Genomic DNA, 16,893 nt, shown 5'->3' with positions numbered 1-16,893 from the left:
ACGTGCCCGGTCTCGTCGCGGTCGTCGTCGCGCATGACAGCGCCGGTGTCCTGCCGGCCTGCCTTACGGCGCTCGCCCGCGAGCACGTGCCGGCGCTCGTCGTCGACAACGCGAGCCGCGACGGCTCGGCGGACCTCGCCGCGTCGCTCGGGGCGCGGGTGCTGCGGCTGCCCCGCAACGAGGGCTACGGCCGGGCCAACAATGCCGGGATCTGGGCGGCGGGGCGGGCCGAGTACGCGCTCATCGTCAACCCCGACGTCGAGCTCCAGGCAGGCAGCGCCGACGCCCTGCTCGCCGCGGCCGAGGCCTATCCCGATGCGGGGGCGTTCGCGCCCCGCATCGTCGAGCCCGACGGGCGCTTCTTCTACCAGCCGCGCTCGCTGCTCGCGCCCTACCTCACCAATCCGGGCGGGCGCTTCCATCCGCCGGAGGGCGATGCCTGCGCGCCGTTCCTCTCCGGCGCCTGCCTGATGGTGCGGCGCGACCTGTTCCTGTCGCTCGGCGGGTTCGATCCGAACATCTTCCTGTTCTACGAGGACGACGACCTCTGCCGCCGGATCGCCGATGCGGGCCGGGCGCTCGTCCACGTCCACGGCGCGGTGGCGCTGCACGGGCGCGGCGCCTCGAGCGCGCCGGAGCCCGGCCGGGTGCACCGCTCGCGCTGGCACCAGGCCTGGTCGCGGGCCTACGTCTCCCGCAAGTACGGCCTGCCCGATCCGACCGGCGCGATGCTGGCGAAGAACGGCATCAAGGCGGGGCTCGCCGCCCTGGTCTTCCGCAGCTCCGGCCTCGAGCGCTACGGCGGCTCGGTCGCCGGCGCCTGGGCGGCGCGACAGGGCCGCTCGGCGCTGGCGCGCGAAGGGCTCGCCGAGGAAGCGCCCGTTCGTTCGCCGGAGACCGAGGCGTGACCCGCACCTTCGCCGCCGGACTCGGTCAGCCGCACAACGCCTTCGGGGCGGTCCGCCTGACGCTCGCGCTCCTCGTCGTGGTCTCGCACGCGTTCAGCGTCACCACCGGCGCGCTCCTCGACGAGCCGCTGACGCGCCTGACCGGCTACACGCTCGGCGAGCACGCGGTGAACGGCTTCTTCGCCGTCTCAGGGTTCCTCGTCACCATGAGCATGCTGCGCCGCGGCCCGCGCGACTACGTCGTGGCGCGAGCCCTTCGCATCGCTCCCGGGCTGGTGGCGGCGGCCCTCGTCGTCTCGCTCGGCCTCGGCAGCCTGATGACGAACCTGCCGCTTTCCGCCTACTGGGGCGATCCGGGGCTGTGGCGGTTCATCTCCGGCACGCTCACCACCTTCAAGAGCAACGCCGCCCTGCCGAGCGTCTTCTCGGAGAACCCGTTCCGCTTCCCGATGGGGACGGTCTGGACGCTGAAATACGAGGTCCTGTGCTATCTCGGCCTCCTGGCGGCGGGGCTCCTCGGAACGCTCCGCTGGCGCTGGCTCGCCCCCTTGCTCGTCGCCGGCCTGGCGGTGGCGCTGACTGTCGCCGGCCTGCGCGCGGGCGAGATGCCGAAGGCCCTGGAAACGTCCTTGCGCCTGCCTCTGATCTTCGCCGCCGGCGCGGCGCTGTTCCTCTACGCCGACCGCGCCCGGTTGATCTGGCCGCTGGCGCTGGCCCTCTTCGTCCTGGCATGGCTCGTCCACGGCACCGCCCTCTACCCGCCGGTGCTGTTCCTCGCCGAGGCCTACGGCGTGCTGTGCCTCGGCCTCGAGCCCCCGGTCCGCCACCCGGCCCTCGACCCGCGGGCCGACCTCTCCTACGGCACCTACCTGTACGGCTGGCCGGTGCAGCAGAGCCTGCACGCGCTGTTTCCCGCGGCCTCGGCGTGGGCGCTGCTCGGACCGTCGCTGGTCATCACTCTCGCGGTGGCGGGGCTGTCCTGGCGGTTCGTCGAGCGGCCGGCATTGGGGTGGAAGGCGCGGTTGATCGGCAAGCGTGAGGCAGTAGCCTGAGGGCTGCCAGTGGCCTCGCGTCGAACCGCGCGCTATGATGGGCGCATGACCCGCGGCGACGCCATCTCACACCTCGAGGCGCATGCCGACAGCGTGCGGGCGATGGGCGCCACCGCCCTCTACCTGTTCGGATCGACCGTCCGGAACGAGGCGCGGCCCGACAGCGACCTCGACCTGTTCATCGACTACGACCCCGAGAGCTGCTTCAACGGCTTCGATCTCGTCGGCATCAAGCTCTTCCTCGAGGACCAGTTGGGGAGAGCGGTCGACGTGACCACCCGCGACAGCCTGCATCCGCGGCTGCGCGAGCGCATCGAGCGTTCGGCAGTGAAAGTCTTTTGATGGCTCCGCGCGAGTTCCGCCACGCGCTCGACGATATGCTCGCGGCAATCGACGGCATCCAGCGCGCGACGGCAGGTAAAGACCTCGCAAATTATGCTGGCGACTGGCTGCTGAAACACGGTGTGCAGAGGGGCATCGAAATCATCTCCGAGGCCAGTCGCACAGTGCCGCCCGACATCCAGGCGCGGCGGCCCGAGATCCCGTGGCGCAAGATCCGCGGCATCGGAAATATCCTGCGACACGAGTACCATAGCCTATCCGACCGTATCATCTGGGGCATCGTCGTGGACGAGCTTCCAGCGTTGCGGAGCGCAGTCACCTTCCTTCTGTCGGCCCCTCACTCTGACGATGGAACGGGTGCGCCGTGAGGCCGCGTCGCTGAGGCGCCGGGCGTCAGGATCTGCATAACCCATATCCTGTATCGCACGCGTAGTCGTTTATTCGCGTAAGAGCGTCCATGCCCCCGACCCGCGACCCCGCCCTCGACGACCTCGACCCGAAGAGCGCCCAGAGCCTCCACGCCGCCCTCTCGGCGGAGATCGCGGAGCACGACCGGCGTTATCACGGCGAGGATGCGCCGACGATCTCGGATGCCGAGTACGACGCCCTGCGCCGCCGGCTCGAGGCGATCGAGGCGCGGTTTCCCGATCTCGCCGGCACCGGCGAGGCCTCGGCCAGCGTCGGCGCCAAGGCGTCGGACAAGTTCGCCAAGGTGCGGCACGCGGCGCCGATGCTCTCGCTCGGCAACGCCTTCTCGGACGAGGAGATCGGCGACTTCGTCGAGCGGGTGCGCCGCTTCCTCGGCCTGTCGGCCGCCGAGCCAGTCGCCTTCACGGCCGAGCCGAAGATCGACGGGCTGTCCTTGTCCCTGCGCTACGAGAACGGGCGCCTCGTCACCGCGGCGACGCGGGGCGACGGCGAGGTCGGCGAGGACGTGACCGCCAACGTGCGCACCATCCGGGAGATCCCCGAGGTGCTGGCCGGCTCGGACTGGCCAGCCGTGTGCGAGGTGCGCGGCGAGGTCTACCTGTCGCATTCCGATTTCGCCGGCATCAACGCGCGCCAGGAGGAGGCCGGCAAGCCGCTCTTCGCCAACCCGCGCAACGCCGCCGCCGGCTCGCTCCGCCAGCTCGATCCCGGCATCACCGCCTCGCGGCCCCTGCGGTTCTTCGCCTACGCCGCCGGCGAGATGTCCGAGCCGCCGGCGGAGTCGCAGTACGAGATGATCGAGGCCTTCCGGGAGTGGGGCCTGCCGGTGAACCCGCTGACCGTGCTGTGCGCGGACGCGCCCGCGATGCTGGCGCATTACCGGATGATCGAGGCGCGGAGGCCTGAGCTCGGCTACGACATCGACGGCGTCGTCTACAAGGTCGATGATTTCGCGCTCCAGCGCCGCCTCGGCTTCGTCGCCCGGGCGCCGCGCTGGGCGCTCGCCCACAAGTTCCCGGCCCAGCGCGCGACCACGGTCGTGGAGGCGATCGACATCAATGTCGGGCGCACCGGCTCGCTCAACCCCCTGGCGCGCCTGAAGCCCGTCACGGTCGGCGGCGTCGTGGTGTCGAACGCCACGCTCCACAACGAGGATTACGTCCACGGCGTCGATGCCGACGGCGCGCCGATCCGCAGCGGCGTGGCGATCTGGCACGGGCAGTCGTTGCGGGAGGATGCCGACCTCGCTCGCGGGTCGGACGTGCGCGTCGGCGACACCGTGGTGGTCCTGCGCGCCGGCGACGTGATCCCGAAGGTCGCCGACGTGGTGCTGGAGCGCCGCCCCGGGGACGCGGTGCCCTACCGCTTCCCCGAGACCTGCCCGGCCTGCGGCAGCCACGCGGTGCGGGGCTTGAACCCGCGCACGGGCAAGCTCGACGCGGTGCGCCGCTGCACCGGCGGCCTGATCTGCCCGGCGCAGGGCCAGGAGCGGCTGAAGCACTTCGTCTCGCGCAACGCCTTCGACATCGAGGGCTTCGGCGAGACCTACATCGAGACCCTGTTCGAGGCCGGCCTGGTGCGCCAGCCCGCCGACCTGTTCCGCCTCGACTTCGAGCCCCTGAAGGCCGCGGTGGTCGCCCGGCGCCAGGCACTCTCGGCCGAGCGGGCGCTCGCCGCCGGCAAGGAGGTGAAGAAGGCGGGGAAGAAGAAGGACGACGAGGACAAGGCGATCAAGAACCTCCTCGCCGGGGTCGAGGCCCGCCGCAGGATCCCGCTCAACCGGTTCGTCTTCGCGCTCGGCATCGAGCAGGTCGGCGAGGCGACCGCCAAGGCGCTGGCCAAGCACTTTTCGGATATGCCGGCCCTGATGGCGGGCGTCGCGGCCGCCGCCGCCTGCCAGCCCGGGCCGGACTGGGTCGCGCTCGCGAGCCTCGACCGCGTCGGCGCCACCACCCGCGACCGGCTGCTCGCCGCGGCCGCCGAGGCACCGGAGGCCGATCTGCTGGCCGGCGGCGCGGTCGCCCGCCTGTCGGCGCCGCAGCGCGCCGCCCTGGTCGAGGCCTACGGCGACTCGGCCGGCGTGCGCGCGGTGGTGGAGCGGGCGGCGGGGCAGGTGCCCGGCGACGCCTACCGGGCGCTCGCCGACGACGGCGAGATCGGCGCCGTCACCACCGCGTCGCTGATCCAGTTCTTCTCGGAAGGCCACAACGTCGCGGCGGTGGAGGCGCTGCTCGCCGAGGTCGAGACCGAGCGGGCGGCAGCGCCCACGCAAGCAGCGGCGTTCAGCGGCAAGACCGTGGTCTTCACCGGCTCCCTCGAGCGGATGACCCGCAGCGAGGCCAAGGCCACGGCCGAGCGGCTCGGCGCCAAGGTCTCGGGTTCGGTCTCGGCCAAGACCGACCTCGTGGTGGCGGGGCCGGGCGCCGGCAGCAAGCTCAAGGATGCCGAGAAGCACGGCGTGAAGGTGATCTCGGAGGAGGAGTGGCTGGCGATGGTGGCGAGCGCCTGAAATTCGGCGTCTTCGCGGGGAAGAGCGCGGGCATGACCAGCCTCCGCACCCTCGCGATCGACTTCGAGACCGCCAACGAGCGCCGCGACAGCCCCTGCGCGGTCGGCCTCGCCTGGATCGAGGGCGGCCGCGTGGTCCGCCGGGAATCGCGGCTGATCCGCCCGGCCGAGATGCGCTTCTCGCCCGGCAACATCCGGGTCCACGGCATCCGGCCGCGGGACGTCGAGCGGGCGCCGTCCTTTCCCGAGGCGATGGCGCCGTTCCTGCCGGAGATCGCCGGCAGCCTCGTGCTCGCGCACAATGCCAGCTTCGACGTCGGGGTTCTCGCCGCGACGCTGCGGGCCTACGGCCTGGACCAGCCGGCCTACACCTCGCTCTGCACGGTGCAGCTCGCGCGCCGCCACTGGCCGGGAGAAGGCGGGCAGGGGCAGGGCACCTACCGGCTCTCGTCGCTCGCCGCGCGGGTCGGCGTGACGTTTCGCCACCACGATGCCGGTGAGGACGCCTATGCCTGCGCCGAGATCGCGCTCGCGGTGATGCGCGAGGCGGGCGCACCCGACGTCGCGAGCCTCGCCCGTCGCCTCGGGCTCGCCCGCGAGCGGGCCGGGGAGGGGTCACGATCGCCCGACGGCATCGCCGCCCGGGCGCTTCGCGGCGTGGCGCCGAGCCGCACCCGCACGCCGCTCCTCCACTTCGTCGTCCGGGGCAGCACCGGCACCCCTTACGACGTACGTCTGATCGAGGGGCGCGAGGGCCTGCGCCTGCGCTGCTCCTGCGCGGGTGCGCGGTTCCGGCCCGATTGCCGGCACGTCCGGGCGCTCGCCAACGGCGAGATCGACGCGCTCATGTCGGACAATGCGGGGGATGTGGCGAGGCTGGCGGGGCTGCTGGGCGTCGGGTGAACGCCCATCCCTCGAGCCATACCGTCCCTCACAGCCTCAGGGTCATTCCGGTGACATGGGAGGGTATCAGCCGAGCCGGCGGGCGCCTGAGCGGCGGCCAGAAAATTCCTTGCCCCGGACACGACAAAGGCGGGTCCGCGCTCGCGCGCGGCCCGCCTCGTACGATGACGGCGGTCTATCGGACCGCGAAGCCTCAGTGGGCCTCGCGCACGGCCACCGCGTTCGGCGTCAGGCCGAAGCGCTCGGCGAGGTGCCAGCGCAGCTCGCGGGAGGAATGGTAGCCGTAGCTCTTGTCGATCAGGTGGCTCACATCGGTGGAGCCGGCCTCGCCGAAGCGATTGATCCGGTCGACGTGGAAAGTCGTGCCGTCGTTGAAGACGGAGGGCGCGCCTTCGCGCCGGGTGAACTCGAACAACATGATGTCTTTTCTTCTATCGTTGCGGCGCTCCTCATCGGAGCAACTGTGCGTGGCAGGCGGCCGAGCGGCCGCCGGCGGAGCGGTGGCGAGCCCGCAGGCTCACAACGCTCCAGCGCGGCCAAGGTTCCGTAACCTTAACGGGATTATCGTTAAGGCCACGTAAACCCGGGCCGGAGGGCCGCCCTCAGGCGACCTGCAGGTTCACGGCCGACATCTTCGTGCTGTCGCGCCGGTCGGCCTGCAGCTCGTAGGAGACCTTCTGGCCCTCGACGAGTCCGCGCAGGCCAGCCCGCTCCACCGCGGAGATGTGGACGAACACGTCCTTGCCCCCGTTATCCGGCTGGATGAAGCCGAAGCCCTTCTGGTCGTTGAACCACTTGACAGTACCAGTATTCACGCGGTCGTCCTCGTCTCGTTAGAAGTCGCAGCGGGCCGCCCTCGGGCGAGAGCGGCGCGGCGCGACGGCGTCAATTGTCCGGAAGGGGGCTTGGTCGCGGGGCTCGAAAGAACCCTGCGGGGCGCATCGCCCGGGGCCACCCCCCCGTTGCCGCTGACCCCCATGTAGGGAGCCAGTCTGTCCGGAACAAGGCAGGGTGCCCCTCTTCGACACACGGAGCGCGTGTCAGCGGTTCGTGCGCCCGCGCTGGTTGGGGTCGACGCCGCCTTGCGCCGTGGTGTCGTTGGCCACGTCGCCCTCGTCGGTGTTGGCGCCGGCGAGATCCTCCGGATCGCCGCCGGACATCGTCATGCCCTTCGAGGTGCCGATGCCGGGGTTTCCCTTCAGGTCGGCGTCCGTCGGCGTCGTGGTCTTGGGCTGCTTCGAGGTCATGCGGGCGCTCCGTTACGATGAGCCCGCCTAACGGTTGAGGGCCTGCTCCAGTTCGCCCCGGCTCATGCGCGAGCGGCCCTTGATGTCGCGGCGCCGGGCCTCGTCGTAGAGGGCGGCGCGGGTCGCATGGGACCGCGTGTCGCGCTCCTTGGCCCGCGTCCGGCGGAAGGTCGACCGGTTGTCGGCCGGGCTCTCCTGGTTCGAGGCCCCGGCCTCGCGAAGCGCGATGGCGATCGCCTGGCGCCGGTCGGTGACCGGCTCGCCGTCGCTGCGCTCCAGCTCGCCCTCCTTGAACTCGTGCATCACCCGGGCGATCGTGCCCTTCTGGGCTTCGGTAGTGGCCTTCGTGGTGGCCTCGGGGGATCGGCGTGCGGCCATCGGCGTCATCCGCTGGTTCGCGGGCGCGCGGCGCGCCCGCCCTGTCCGGTCAACGCCGTCGCTGCCCGGGCGTTTCGGCCGCCGGGATGCAGCCCTGCGTGGAATTCCCTGTCGCGCCCGGCAGATTGCTCCCATATACGGGCGATATCGTACAGTGTCGGACGCTCCATGGCGGGTATCTCGGTTTCCCTCGAAGGTTCCAACATCCAGCTCTCGTTCCAGAAGGACGACCAGGCGACCGCGGTCATCATGGACGCCAGCGCGGCCCGCGCCCTCGTGCGCGCGGTGGGCCAGCTCCTCACGGTCATGAACGAGCCGGACGAGGGCGAGGCCGACGAGCTCGGCGACGACGATTCGGCGATGCTCGACGTGACCTCCCCGGCGATCGAGGTCGGCACCGACGAGCAGGGCCAGGCGGTGGTGGCGCTCCAGGCCGGCGGCCTGCCGCCGTTCCAGCTCCGCCTCACCGACGAGGAGGCGCGGCACGTCGCGGCCTCCCTCAACGAGATCCTGAGCGCGCCGCGGGACGTGCGCAGCTCGCATGGCGGCCATTGACCGCAGCACTTCGGGGCCGTCGACGTGAGAAGGGCGCCCCGCGGGGCGCCCTTCGTCGTCAGAACCGCGTCCCGGGATTGGTGGGACCGCCCGGCAGGTAATCCGGCTCGGAGCCCGGCCCGGTCGGGTCGGTGATGCCCGGATCGTTCACCGGGTAGGGCGAGCGCGGCCCGGTCGGGCCGGTATCGGGCAGTTCGTCGGGGGCGACCGGCGGCGGGATGTCTCCCGGGATGCCGCCGCCCGGGTTCGGCTCGCGGCCGGGCAGGCCTGGATTGGCCATATCGTGCCTCCTCTGGGGATGGGATCGTGGAGACTCAACCGGCCCGGGCCGGGGCAGTTCCGCCGCGGCAGGGCCGCGGAACCGGCCTGACCCGGGGTCGTTGCCGGGGCACATCCCCCCTCGGAGTACGACGCGATGCCCAGCATCACCCAGGCGAAGATCCTCATCATGGCGACCGACGGCTTCGAGCAGTCGGAACTCGACGTGCCGAAGGCCAAGCTCGCGGAGGCCGGCGCGCAGGTGACCGTGGCGGCGCCGAAATCCCGCCGGACGCCCGACAGCATCCGCGGCTGGGACGAGACCGACTGGGGCCGCCCGGTGCCGGTCGATGCCGACATCGAGAGCATCGACCCGTCGGCCTACGACGCCCTGGTGCTGCCCGGCGGGCAGATCAACCCGGACAAGCTGCGCCTCGAGCCGAAGGCGCTCGAGATCCTCCGCGGCTTCCTCGGCAGCGGCAAGGTCGTGGCCGCGATCTGCCACGCGCCCTGGCTGCTGGTCGAGGTCGGCGCCGCCAAGGGCCGCAAGATGACCTCGTTCGCCTCGATCAAGACCGACGTGATCAATGCCGGCGCCGAGTGGCACGACCTGCCCGTGGTGACCGACAGGGGCATCGTGACGAGCCGCAACCCGGGCGATCTCGACGCCTTCTCGGCCAAGATCATCGAGGAGATCCAGGAGGGCCGCCACGACCGCGCGGCGGCCTGACGGCGGTGACCTGACAAGGGGAAAGACCCGTGCGGCGGCGGCCGCACGGGTCTGTCTCACGTGTGGGGCGAGCCCGACGGGTCAGCCGATGTTGCCCGCGCCGAAGGTGGTGTCGGCGAAGCGCTCGCGGCCCTCGAGCGCGCCGTATTGCAGGTAGTGCTGCATCGGGTCGATCCTGGCCTGGGTCACGTCGCCGTAGGCCGCGAGGTAGGCCGTCGAGTCGAAGCCCTTCGACGGGTCGCGGCCCTCCTTCCAGCCGTACTGGTCGTAATGCATCAGCGGGTCGATCCCGGCCGCCTTCACGTCCCCGTAGGCGTCGAGGTAGCCCTTGGTATCGAACACCGCATTCGGGTTGCGGCCCTCCTTCCACCCGTAGGTCCGGTAGTGCTCGTAGGCGTAGGCGAACGCGTCCTGGCCGGAGGCCGTCGCGGCCCGGGCCACGTCGAGGTTCGACAGGAGGTAGTACTCGGCGTCGAAGCCCGGATGCACGGCGAGGTCGGAGGTCCTGCCGATCGCGTCGTAGATCGGCCGGCCCTCGCCCTGGCCGTACTCGATGTAGTGCTTGAGCGGATCGATCCCGGCGGCCTTCACGTCCGGATTGCGGGCGAGGTAGAGCTCGTTGTCGAAGGCGGCCGACGGGTCGCGGCCCTGCTTCCAGCCGGCCTGGTCGTACTGCTCCAGCGGGTTCTGGCCGGCGGCGCGCACGTCCGGGTTGGCCGCGAGGTAGCCGGCGGTGGAGAACAGGGCATTCGGGTCGCGACCCTCCTTCCAGCCGTAGGTCGCGTAGTGGGTGTCGGCGTCCTGGCCGGCGGCGAGCACGTCCTTGTAGTTCGCGAGGTAGAACAGGTCGTCGACGAGCGGCGCCCCGTCGCCGGTCACCACCGTCGCGTCGGTGAAGAGGTAGCGCTCGAACCCGGTGACCCGGTCCCGGCCCTCCGGCCCGACGATCAGCGTGTAGGCGCCGTCGCGGGTGACGGTGGCGTCGGCGAGCCGCGAGTTGAACACCAGGGTGTCGGTCCCGGTCGGGCCCGTCGGGGTCCGGCCGCCGAGCAGGATGTCGTTGCCGGGCGAGTTGACGATGGTGTCGTCGCCGGCCCCACCGCTGACGATGTCGTCGAAGGCCGTGCCGGAGAGCGTGTCGTTGCCGTCCGTGCCGTTCCGGTTGATCCCCCGGGCCAGCACCGTGTCGCCGCGGGCGGCGAGGTTCTGGATCCGGGTGTCGCCGGCCGGCGCGGTGTCGGCGGTGCCGTAGGGAGTGGTGGCGTAGAAGGCGCGCAGGTACTCGGCGAGCGCGTCCTGCTCGGTTCCTTGCGCGGCGAAGGTCGCGGAGTTCGGCAGCGAGGAGCCGGGCCGCGCCGAGGCCAGCGCCACCTTGTTCTCGCCGAAGGCCGGGAAGGGGTAGTTGTCGCCCCCTAGGCCCGGCGCGGTCGCGGTGCCGGTCGCCAGGAAGTCGAGGGTGACGGTGCGGATGCCCCGGTTCGGGTCGCCGACGACTTGGCCGTTCTGCACCAGGGTGTCGAGGATCCGGCCGTTCTCGTCGATGATCGCGGCGTTGAGGATCCGCTGGCCCTCGCGGGTCACGGTGCCGTTGGCGTCGAGGGTCTGGGACTGCCTCGTGGCGTCGAAGGAGAAGCTCAGGCCGCCGATCTGCGGGAACTGGCCCGGCGTCGCGCCGGCGGCGGTCGCCGCCACCGCGTGCTCCAGGATCCGCTTCATCTCCAGCGCCGAGACCGTGGTGACGGCGAGCGCGTTGTTGAAGCGCAGCGAGTTGGTGACGTCGAGCTGCGAGATGTCGCCGGCCTGCTTGCCGGCGGAGGGGTTCGCGGCCGGGGGCAGTTCGGAGGTGCCGCCGCCCGCGGTCGAGAACGAGCCGATCGAGTCGCGCAGGCCCCCGCCGTTCTTGATCGAGACCGCGACGGAGGCATCGTACTGCTTGGCGTACCAGAGGTTGGCGTCGGCGGAGAGGTCGCCGAGGTTCGTCTCCTCGGTGCGGACCTCGCCGCGGCGCCCCTCGAGATAGACGCCGGTGCGGCCGAGGATGTTGCCGTCCTGCTGGCGGATGATGTCGGCGACGCCGGCGGTCTCCTGGATGCCGTCGTTGTTGACGTCGAGGCCCTCGATCATCTCGCGGACGAGGAAGCCCTTGCTGCCGGGCGTGAAGGCGGCCGCCGTCGAGCCCCAGAGCTGCGCCACCGTGGCGTCGTCGACCGCGACCGCGCCCGAGTTCTGCGGGGTGACCGAGTCGCGGATCACGTTGCCCTTGTCGTCGAAGGTGACGGTCAGGCGGCCGACATAGGAGTACTCGGAGGCGGTGTTGACCAGCGCCAGGGTCTGGCCCGAGGCGTTGGTGAAGAATTGCGGGTAGGTGCCGCCCGGGACGTCGCCGGGCAGGAGCCGGTCGTTGGAGTCGGAGAGGAGCGTGTGCGAGCCACCGCCGATCAGCACGTCGACGTTGCGCAGGAGCGGAGCGAGCGCCTGCTCGTTGGCGAGTTGCTGCAGGTGGGTGCCGACGATGACCTTGTTGAGGCCGGGATTGGCCGCCAGCACCCGGTCGACCTCGGCGTTGATCTGCTGGGCGAGCAGCGCGATCTCGTCGCGGCCGGTGAAGCCGTCGAGGGTCACGTTGCCGAGCGTGGTCAGCAGCGGCTCGAGCTGGGTGGTGGCGCCGATGAAGGCGATCGTCTCGCCGTTCTCGACGATGATCGTGGACTTCGCGATCTTGTCGGCGCCGGTACCGGTCTGGGTCGAGGTCGGGCCGGTCTGGGCGAAGGTGGCGGCGTCGCCGTCCCGGTGGACGAGGCCCGACAGCGCCGATTCCCGCGAGAAGTTGAGGTTCGTCGACAGGTAGGGGAATTGCGCGCCGACCCAGGTGTCGTCGGAAGCACCCGCCGCGGAACCGAGATTGGCCCCGACGATGTTGGCGACCTCGGTGGGGCCTGAGTCGAACTCGTGGTTGCCGAACACCGCGGCCTGGACGCCGATGATGTTCTGGATCGTGATGTCGGCCCGGCCCGGCGAGGCGGTGAGCCGGTTGTAGGCGTTGGCGCCCGACAACCCGTAGAGCTGGTTGTAGACGCCGTTATAGGTCGCGTTCAGCTGCGGGTCGGCGCCGGCGATGAAGAACGGGCTCGGGATCCAGCCGTCGCCGGTGGACAGGGTGATCGAGTTCGGGGTCGCGTCCTCGAGCTTGTCGACGATCGCCGCGAAGTTCGGCGCCCGCTGGGTCGCCAGCAGGCCGGCCTCCCAGTCCGAGGCGTGCAGGATCTGGAGCGTGTAGGTCATCGGAGCCGCCTGCCGGGTGGTGAAGTCGAGCTGGTCCTGGGCGAGGCCCGCGAAGGCGTTGCCGGCGGTGTCGGTGATCGCGCCCCGCGGCACGATCACGTCGTAGGCGGTGCCCGCCTTGAGGTCGGCGCTCGGGTCGATCGTCACGGTGTCGCCGCGGATCGAGACCTGGGCGGCGTCGGCGACCGCGATGGTGCGGGTGTCGCCCGCCCCGTCGGTGAGGGTGATCGACCCGGTGCCGGCCTTCACCGCCTCGCTGAAGCGCAAGGAGATGCTGGCGCCCGGGGCGATTCCGGTGGCGTCGTCGGCCGGGTTGGCGGAGACGAGGGTCGGGGCGGTCTGGTCGAGCTTGAGGCCGACCAGCACCGGGTCGTGGTCGGATTCCCGCGCCGCGACCTGGCCGTCGAAGTACGAGGGCGAGCGGCCGAAATCGAGGTTGTAGTCGATCGCGTCGGCCTCGTCGGCGTTGACGTGCCACTCGGTCACGCCCGTCACCTGGCCGTTGAGGCTGCCGTTGGCGAAGGCGTGGTCGAGGGCGCCGTAGGCCCCGTCGAAGACGTAGGAATACGGGTCGGCGAGGCGGTCCTCGGCGAGGTTGGTGAAGCCGCCGGCCTTGACGAGGTCGAGGGCGTCCTCCTTGAGGTAGGCGTTGAAGTCGCCGAGCAGGATCACGTCGCTGTCCCGCGTGCCGGTCGGCTTCGTCGCCACCCACCGGGTGAGCGCCTGCGCGGCGAGTTCGCGCTGCTGCTGCCAGGCGCCCTGGCCGTCGCCCTGGTCGGCGTCCGCCCCGGTGCCGGTGCCGCTCTTCGACTTCAGGTGGTTGACGACGGCCGTGAAATCCTCGCCCGTGGCGTTCTCCCGGAAGGTCACCGCAAGGGACGCGCGGCTGGTATTCGCCCCGTTGAAGACGTGGCCGATCGTGCTCTGCTGCAGGAGCGACGGATCGAGGCGCGCCACGTCCGAATCGTCGAGCGCCTCGATCGTGGTGTTGAGCGCGACGGTGACCTTGCTGGGCTTGTAGATGAAGCCGACCGCGATGGCGTCGCCGCCGAGGAACTGGCCCCGGTCGAGCTGGCTGCCCGGGTTCACGTAGGCGTAGGTGCCGGCGCCCGCACGGGCGTTGAGCTGGCCGACGAGGTACTCCAGCGCGTTGCCCGGGTTGCCGGGCTGGAACTGGTTCTCGAGCTCGGTCAGGCCGAGCACGTCGGCCCCGGTGCCGATCAGCGTGGTCACGAGCTTCTCGGTCTGGCGCGCCAGTTCCTCGCTCGTGTTGGCGCCCCGCGGCGCCTGGCCGATCGCGGTGAGCGAGCCCGACGAGGCGTTGAGCGTCGTGAAGTAGTTGAGGACGTTGAGGCTGCCGACCTTCAGCGTGCCGCCGACCGCGTCGGGCGCGCCGGGACGCGGATTGGCCTTGGCGAAGCTGTTGTCGCCGTCGTCGATCGCCCGCACCCGGAAGGCGTTGGTCGGGCCGTAGCCGAGCGTGCCGGTGAGCCCGGTCACGGTGTCGCCCATCCGGGGCGCCGTGGCGGTCGAGTAGGTCGGGCCGAACCCGTCGAGGGTCTCGATCGGCAAGTTCTGGGCGCTCGACCCGTCGTCGTAGGTGATCGAGCGCGCGGCGGTCCGGGCGAGGTAGGCGGCGTAATTGGCCGCGTTCGGCTCGAATTCGTTGGTGAAGGTCTCGGGGCGCCCGCCCGCCGCGAGGCGGATCTCGTTGAAGCGGTCGAGGTTGAACTGCTCGGAGATCGACAGCGTCTGCGGGAAGCGGACCAGCATGCCCTCGTAGCGCTCGAGGTCCGGTTGCGCCGTCGTGCCGGTGCCGACGGTGCCGGCGGCCGGGAGGGTGACGTCGACGGCCTGCGCCTTCACCTCGGCGGCCGAGAGCGCGCCGGCCTGGACGACCTGGATGCCGGCGGCGGCGCTGACCGTGAGCTGCGTCTCGCCGTTGAACTCGGTGACCGTGCCGGTGACCCGGACCCGGTCGCCCTCGGCGACGTCGACGAGGCGGTTGCCGGTGCCCTCGTAGACGAACAGCCCTTCCGAGGTCAGCGGGTCGGCATCCCGGTCGGCCTTCTCCTCCTGGAGGTAGAAGCCGCCGATGCTGCGCTTTCCGTCCGCGTCGCCGTTCTGGAAGTCGCCGACCACGATCGCCTCGACCGTGACGGTCCGGCCGACGAGGGGGCTCGCGCTGCCGGCGCCCTGCACCGCCGAGATCAGGGTGACGTCGTCGTTGACGATGGTGCCGGTGGCGGTGGCGTTGCCGGCGCTCAACGTCGCGGTGATGCCGGTCTGGTTCGAGGTCGCGCCGAGGAGCTTGAGCGCGAAGGTCTCGTTCTGCTCCGGCACTGCGTCGCCCTGCACCGTGACGCTGACCACCGCCGAGGCGGCGCCCGCCGGGATGGTGCCGGCGAGCGTGAGCGGCAGGGCAGGGCTCCCGGGGAAGTCGGCGGCATTCGCCGGGTTCGTGCCGGTGCCGGTGAGCTCGGCCGTGAAGGCGACGGCGCCGAGCGTGCCGTTCGAGCGCTGGACCGTGAAGCTGAAAGTCGTCGTGCCGCCGTTGCCCTCGGCCTGGCTCACGCTGAGCGAACCGGGCGCGAAGGAGATCTCCTGCGTCGCGCCCTGCGGCAGCGCGGCGTAGAGGGTCGCGCCGCCATTCGCCACTTCGTTCGCCGAAACCACCAGGTTCGTGCCGGTCGGGTTGCGGTCGGCGGCGATGAAGGTCAGCACCTCCGGGCCGAGATCGGCGGGAGAGCCGGCGAGGGGCGGCATGTAGGAGACGTAAGCGGCGTTCGCCGGGTCGGTCACGTCGTAGACGAGGATGCCGCTCTGGCGCTCCAGGCCGACGAAGGCGTAGATCCGGCCGTTGACCGTGCCGACGGTGATGCCCTCGGGCTCCGGGCCCTTGTTGTCGGAGCGGTCGTCCGGCGTGTTGGCGACGGTCTGGTCGTTGTTGAACCGCTCCGGCGCGATCTGGGCGAAGATCTTTTCGAATTCCCCGCCGGTCTCCCGCACCTTGGTGATGGTCCCGTCCGGGTTCTGGCGGAAGATCGAGATGCCGCGGCCGCCCAGCGTGTTGAGCTGGTCGATCACCCCGTCGCCGTTGGTGTCGCCGGTGCGCAGCAGCACGTTGAGGCGGGCATAGGCCGGGTCGGCCTTGAGCGCCTGCAGCTCCGGCGTCAGGCGGCTGTTGGCGATCGTGCTCAGGCGGGCGACGTCGTTCGCGTCGTCGGCGCCGCCGATGACCCGCTGGTCGCCCTCGTTGGCGGTCACGAAGTAGGTCGCGCCGCCGGTGGTGAAGGAGGCGATGCTCTCGGGCTGGAGCAGGCCGTAGATCGGGGCGTTCGCCGGGGTCGTGGCGATCCGGATCGAGGCGGTGCCGCCTGGACCGTCGCGGTCGGAGGCGTCGAACTCGTTGCCGGGCAGCGCGTGGTTGACCGCGCCGAGCGGCTGGATCGCGATCGGCGCCGTGCCCGGGTTGGCCAGGTCGATCACCGCGACGCCGTTCACCTCCTGCAGGGTGACGTAGGCGAAGCGGTTGTCGGGCGAGATCGCGATGTATTCGGGCTCGATGTCGGCGGCGGCCGCGTTGCCCGGCGTGATCGCCAGCCCCTGGGCGCGCAAGGTCGCCTCGGCGCCGTTCAGGCCCGTGAACCCGACGGTCGTGGCGAGCGAGGCCGTGGCGGCCCCGCCCGAGACGTCGATGATCGAGACGCTGCCGAGCGGGTTGCTCCCGGCGCTCGCCTGCTCGCCCTCGTTGGCGACGAGGAGGCGGCCGCCGTCGCGGGTGAAGACGATCTGGTCGGGGCCGACCCCGACGGCGAGCGAGCGCTGGAGCGCGCCGTCGGCGTTGAACAGCGCGACGCGGCCGGGCGCGTCCCCGGTGGCGTTGGCGTAGGCCACCGCCACGAGGCCGTTGAAGACCGCGACGGAGTTGACCGAGCCGTACTGCTCGAGACCCGACAGCAGGATCTCGCCGGTCTTGCGCAAGCCGCCGGCGGCGTCGAGGGCGACGATCTCGATCCGGTTCTCGTTGGTGTTCTGGACGTAGAGCCGGCTCGTCGAGGAATCGTAGGCCACGACCTCGGCGTTCGGCGCGATCGCCGTGGCGGCGTCGTTGGTGGTGGCGTAGGCGCCGAGCCGCACGAGCCGGAGCGCGTTCGTCGCGGACGGCGGCGTCGTGGCGGTGGCGCCGGACAGGCCCTGGAGCGAGGGCGCCGCATCGAAGATCGCGGTGCCGTTGACGAGCGTCGTGGCCATGGCTTCCAGTGTCTCCGGGCGCGCGGGAACGGCGGCGGCAACCGGGC

At 71.3% G+C, this 16,893-nt stretch carries 14 protein-coding genes; 8 read left to right on the top strand and 6 right to left on the bottom strand.

Annotated features, from left to right (window positions below):
• The first annotated feature begins 2 nt into the window (after positions 1–2).
• From DK419_RS27740 to DK419_RS27715, 6 genes are all read left to right on the top strand, one after another.
• Positions 3–908: a glycosyltransferase family 2 protein gene (locus tag DK419_RS27740; RefSeq protein WP_109961923.1), complete on the top strand. Its 906-nt coding sequence runs from the start codon at positions 3–5 to the stop codon at positions 906–908.
• Positions 905–1,960 (top strand): acyltransferase family protein, encoded by a 1,056-nt coding sequence (locus tag DK419_RS27735; protein WP_109961922.1) that lies wholly within the window; start codon positions 905–907, stop codon positions 1,958–1,960. The genes DK419_RS27740 and DK419_RS27735 overlap by 4 nt, the downstream gene beginning before the upstream one ends.
• Before the next feature lie 45 nt (positions 1,961–2,005).
• Positions 2,006–2,302: a nucleotidyltransferase family protein gene (locus DK419_RS27730; RefSeq protein ID WP_109961921.1), complete on the top strand. Its 297-nt coding sequence runs from the start codon at positions 2,006–2,008 to the stop codon at positions 2,300–2,302.
• Complete coding sequence (locus tag DK419_RS27725) at positions 2,302–2,670, top strand: HepT-like ribonuclease domain-containing protein (protein ID WP_109961920.1); 369 nt, start codon at positions 2,302–2,304, stop codon at positions 2,668–2,670. Before DK419_RS27730 ends, DK419_RS27725 begins: the two co-directional genes overlap by 1 nt.
• 89 nt (positions 2,671–2,759) lie before the next feature.
• Positions 2,760–5,240 carry an NAD-dependent DNA ligase LigA gene (gene ligA / locus DK419_RS27720; protein ID WP_109961919.1) on the top strand — a complete coding sequence of 827 codons (2,481 nt, stop codon included), beginning with the start codon at positions 2,760–2,762 and terminating at the stop codon, positions 5,238–5,240.
• Positions 5,241–5,272: 32 nt separating this feature from the next.
• Positions 5,273–6,142, top strand: coding sequence for a 3'-5' exonuclease (locus DK419_RS27715; protein ID WP_109962555.1), 870 nt, complete (start codon positions 5,273–5,275; stop codon positions 6,140–6,142).
• Positions 6,143–6,335: 193 nt separating this feature from the next.
• Here DK419_RS27715 and DK419_RS27710 read toward each other — a convergent pair whose 3' ends face one another.
• From DK419_RS27710 to DK419_RS27695, 4 genes are all read right to left on the bottom strand, one after another.
• Positions 6,336–6,560, bottom strand: a complete 225-nt coding sequence (locus DK419_RS27710; protein ID WP_109961918.1) for an AsnC family transcriptional regulator — start codon at positions 6,558–6,560, stop codon at positions 6,336–6,338.
• Between the two features lie 184 nt (positions 6,561–6,744).
• Positions 6,745–6,957: a cold-shock protein gene (locus DK419_RS27705; protein WP_048429112.1), complete on the bottom strand. Its 213-nt coding sequence runs from the start codon at positions 6,955–6,957 to the stop codon at positions 6,745–6,747.
• Positions 6,958–7,182: 225 nt separating this feature from the next.
• On the bottom strand, positions 7,183–7,389 hold the full coding sequence (locus DK419_RS27700) for a hypothetical protein (RefSeq protein WP_109961917.1): 207 nt from the start codon (positions 7,387–7,389) through the stop codon (positions 7,183–7,185).
• A gap of 27 nt (positions 7,390–7,416) precedes the next feature.
• Positions 7,417–7,767: a DUF6496 domain-containing protein gene (locus DK419_RS27695; protein WP_109962554.1), complete on the bottom strand. Its 351-nt coding sequence runs from the start codon at positions 7,765–7,767 to the stop codon at positions 7,417–7,419.
• Positions 7,768–7,935: 168 nt separating this feature from the next.
• On the opposite strand from DK419_RS27695, the gene DK419_RS27690 reads away from it, so the two are divergent.
• Positions 7,936–8,322 carry a hypothetical protein gene (locus tag DK419_RS27690; RefSeq protein WP_109961916.1) on the top strand — a complete coding sequence of 129 codons (387 nt, stop codon included), beginning with the start codon at positions 7,936–7,938 and terminating at the stop codon, positions 8,320–8,322.
• 58 nt (positions 8,323–8,380) lie between these two features.
• On the opposite strand, the gene DK419_RS27685 is transcribed toward DK419_RS27690, so the two are convergent.
• A complete protein-coding gene (locus tag DK419_RS27685) occupies positions 8,381–8,602 on the bottom strand; it encodes a hypothetical protein (RefSeq protein ID WP_109961915.1) in 222 nt (73 codons plus the stop codon).
• A 135-nt stretch (positions 8,603–8,737) separates the two neighbouring features.
• Here DK419_RS27685 and DK419_RS27680 point away from each other — a divergent pair, with 135 nt between their 5' ends.
• Positions 8,738–9,310, top strand: coding sequence for a type 1 glutamine amidotransferase domain-containing protein (locus DK419_RS27680; RefSeq protein WP_109961914.1), 573 nt, complete (start codon positions 8,738–8,740; stop codon positions 9,308–9,310).
• Positions 9,311–9,391: 81 nt separating this feature from the next.
• On the opposite strand, the gene DK419_RS27675 is transcribed toward DK419_RS27680, so the two are convergent.
• Complete coding sequence (locus tag DK419_RS27675; protein ID WP_425352686.1) at positions 9,392–16,786, bottom strand: ExeM/NucH family extracellular endonuclease; 7,395 nt, start codon at positions 16,784–16,786, stop codon at positions 9,392–9,394.
• Positions 16,787–16,893 lie beyond the last annotated feature (107 nt).

Source organism: Methylobacterium terrae, assembly GCF_003173755.1.
GTDB classification, from domain to species: domain Bacteria; phylum Pseudomonadota; class Alphaproteobacteria; order Rhizobiales; family Beijerinckiaceae; genus Methylobacterium; species Methylobacterium terrae.
Note: the sequence above shows the minus strand (reverse complement) of the source record. Positions and strands in the feature narration are given on the sequence as shown.

Excerpts from the sequence above, each read along its gene's own strand:
- DK419_RS27690 (WP_109961916.1), top strand. The coding sequence starts at position 7,936 with ATGGCGGGTATCTCGGTTTCCCTCGAAGGTTCCAACATCCAGCTCTCG.
- DK419_RS27685 (WP_109961915.1), bottom strand. The coding sequence starts at position 8,602 with ATGGCCAATCCAGGCCTGCCCGGCCGCGAGCCGAACCCGGGCGGCGGC.
- DK419_RS27725 (WP_109961920.1), top strand. The coding sequence starts at position 2,302 with ATGGCTCCGCGCGAGTTCCGCCACGCGCTCGACGATATGCTCGCGGCA.
- ligA (WP_109961919.1), top strand. The coding sequence starts at position 2,760 with ATGCCCCCGACCCGCGACCCCGCCCTCGACGACCTCGACCCGAAGAGC.
- DK419_RS27715 (WP_109962555.1), top strand. The coding sequence starts at position 5,273 with ATGACCAGCCTCCGCACCCTCGCGATCGACTTCGAGACCGCCAACGAG.
- DK419_RS27730 (WP_109961921.1), top strand. The coding sequence starts at position 2,006 with ATGACCCGCGGCGACGCCATCTCACACCTCGAGGCGCATGCCGACAGC.
- DK419_RS27680 (WP_109961914.1), top strand. The coding sequence starts at position 8,738 with ATGCCCAGCATCACCCAGGCGAAGATCCTCATCATGGCGACCGACGGC.
- DK419_RS27710 (WP_109961918.1), bottom strand. The coding sequence starts at position 6,560 with ATGTTGTTCGAGTTCACCCGGCGCGAAGGCGCGCCCTCCGTCTTCAAC.
- DK419_RS27695 (WP_109962554.1), bottom strand. The coding sequence starts at position 7,767 with ATGGCCGCACGCCGATCCCCCGAGGCCACCACGAAGGCCACTACCGAA.
- DK419_RS27700 (WP_109961917.1), bottom strand. The coding sequence starts at position 7,389 with ATGACCTCGAAGCAGCCCAAGACCACGACGCCGACGGACGCCGACCTG.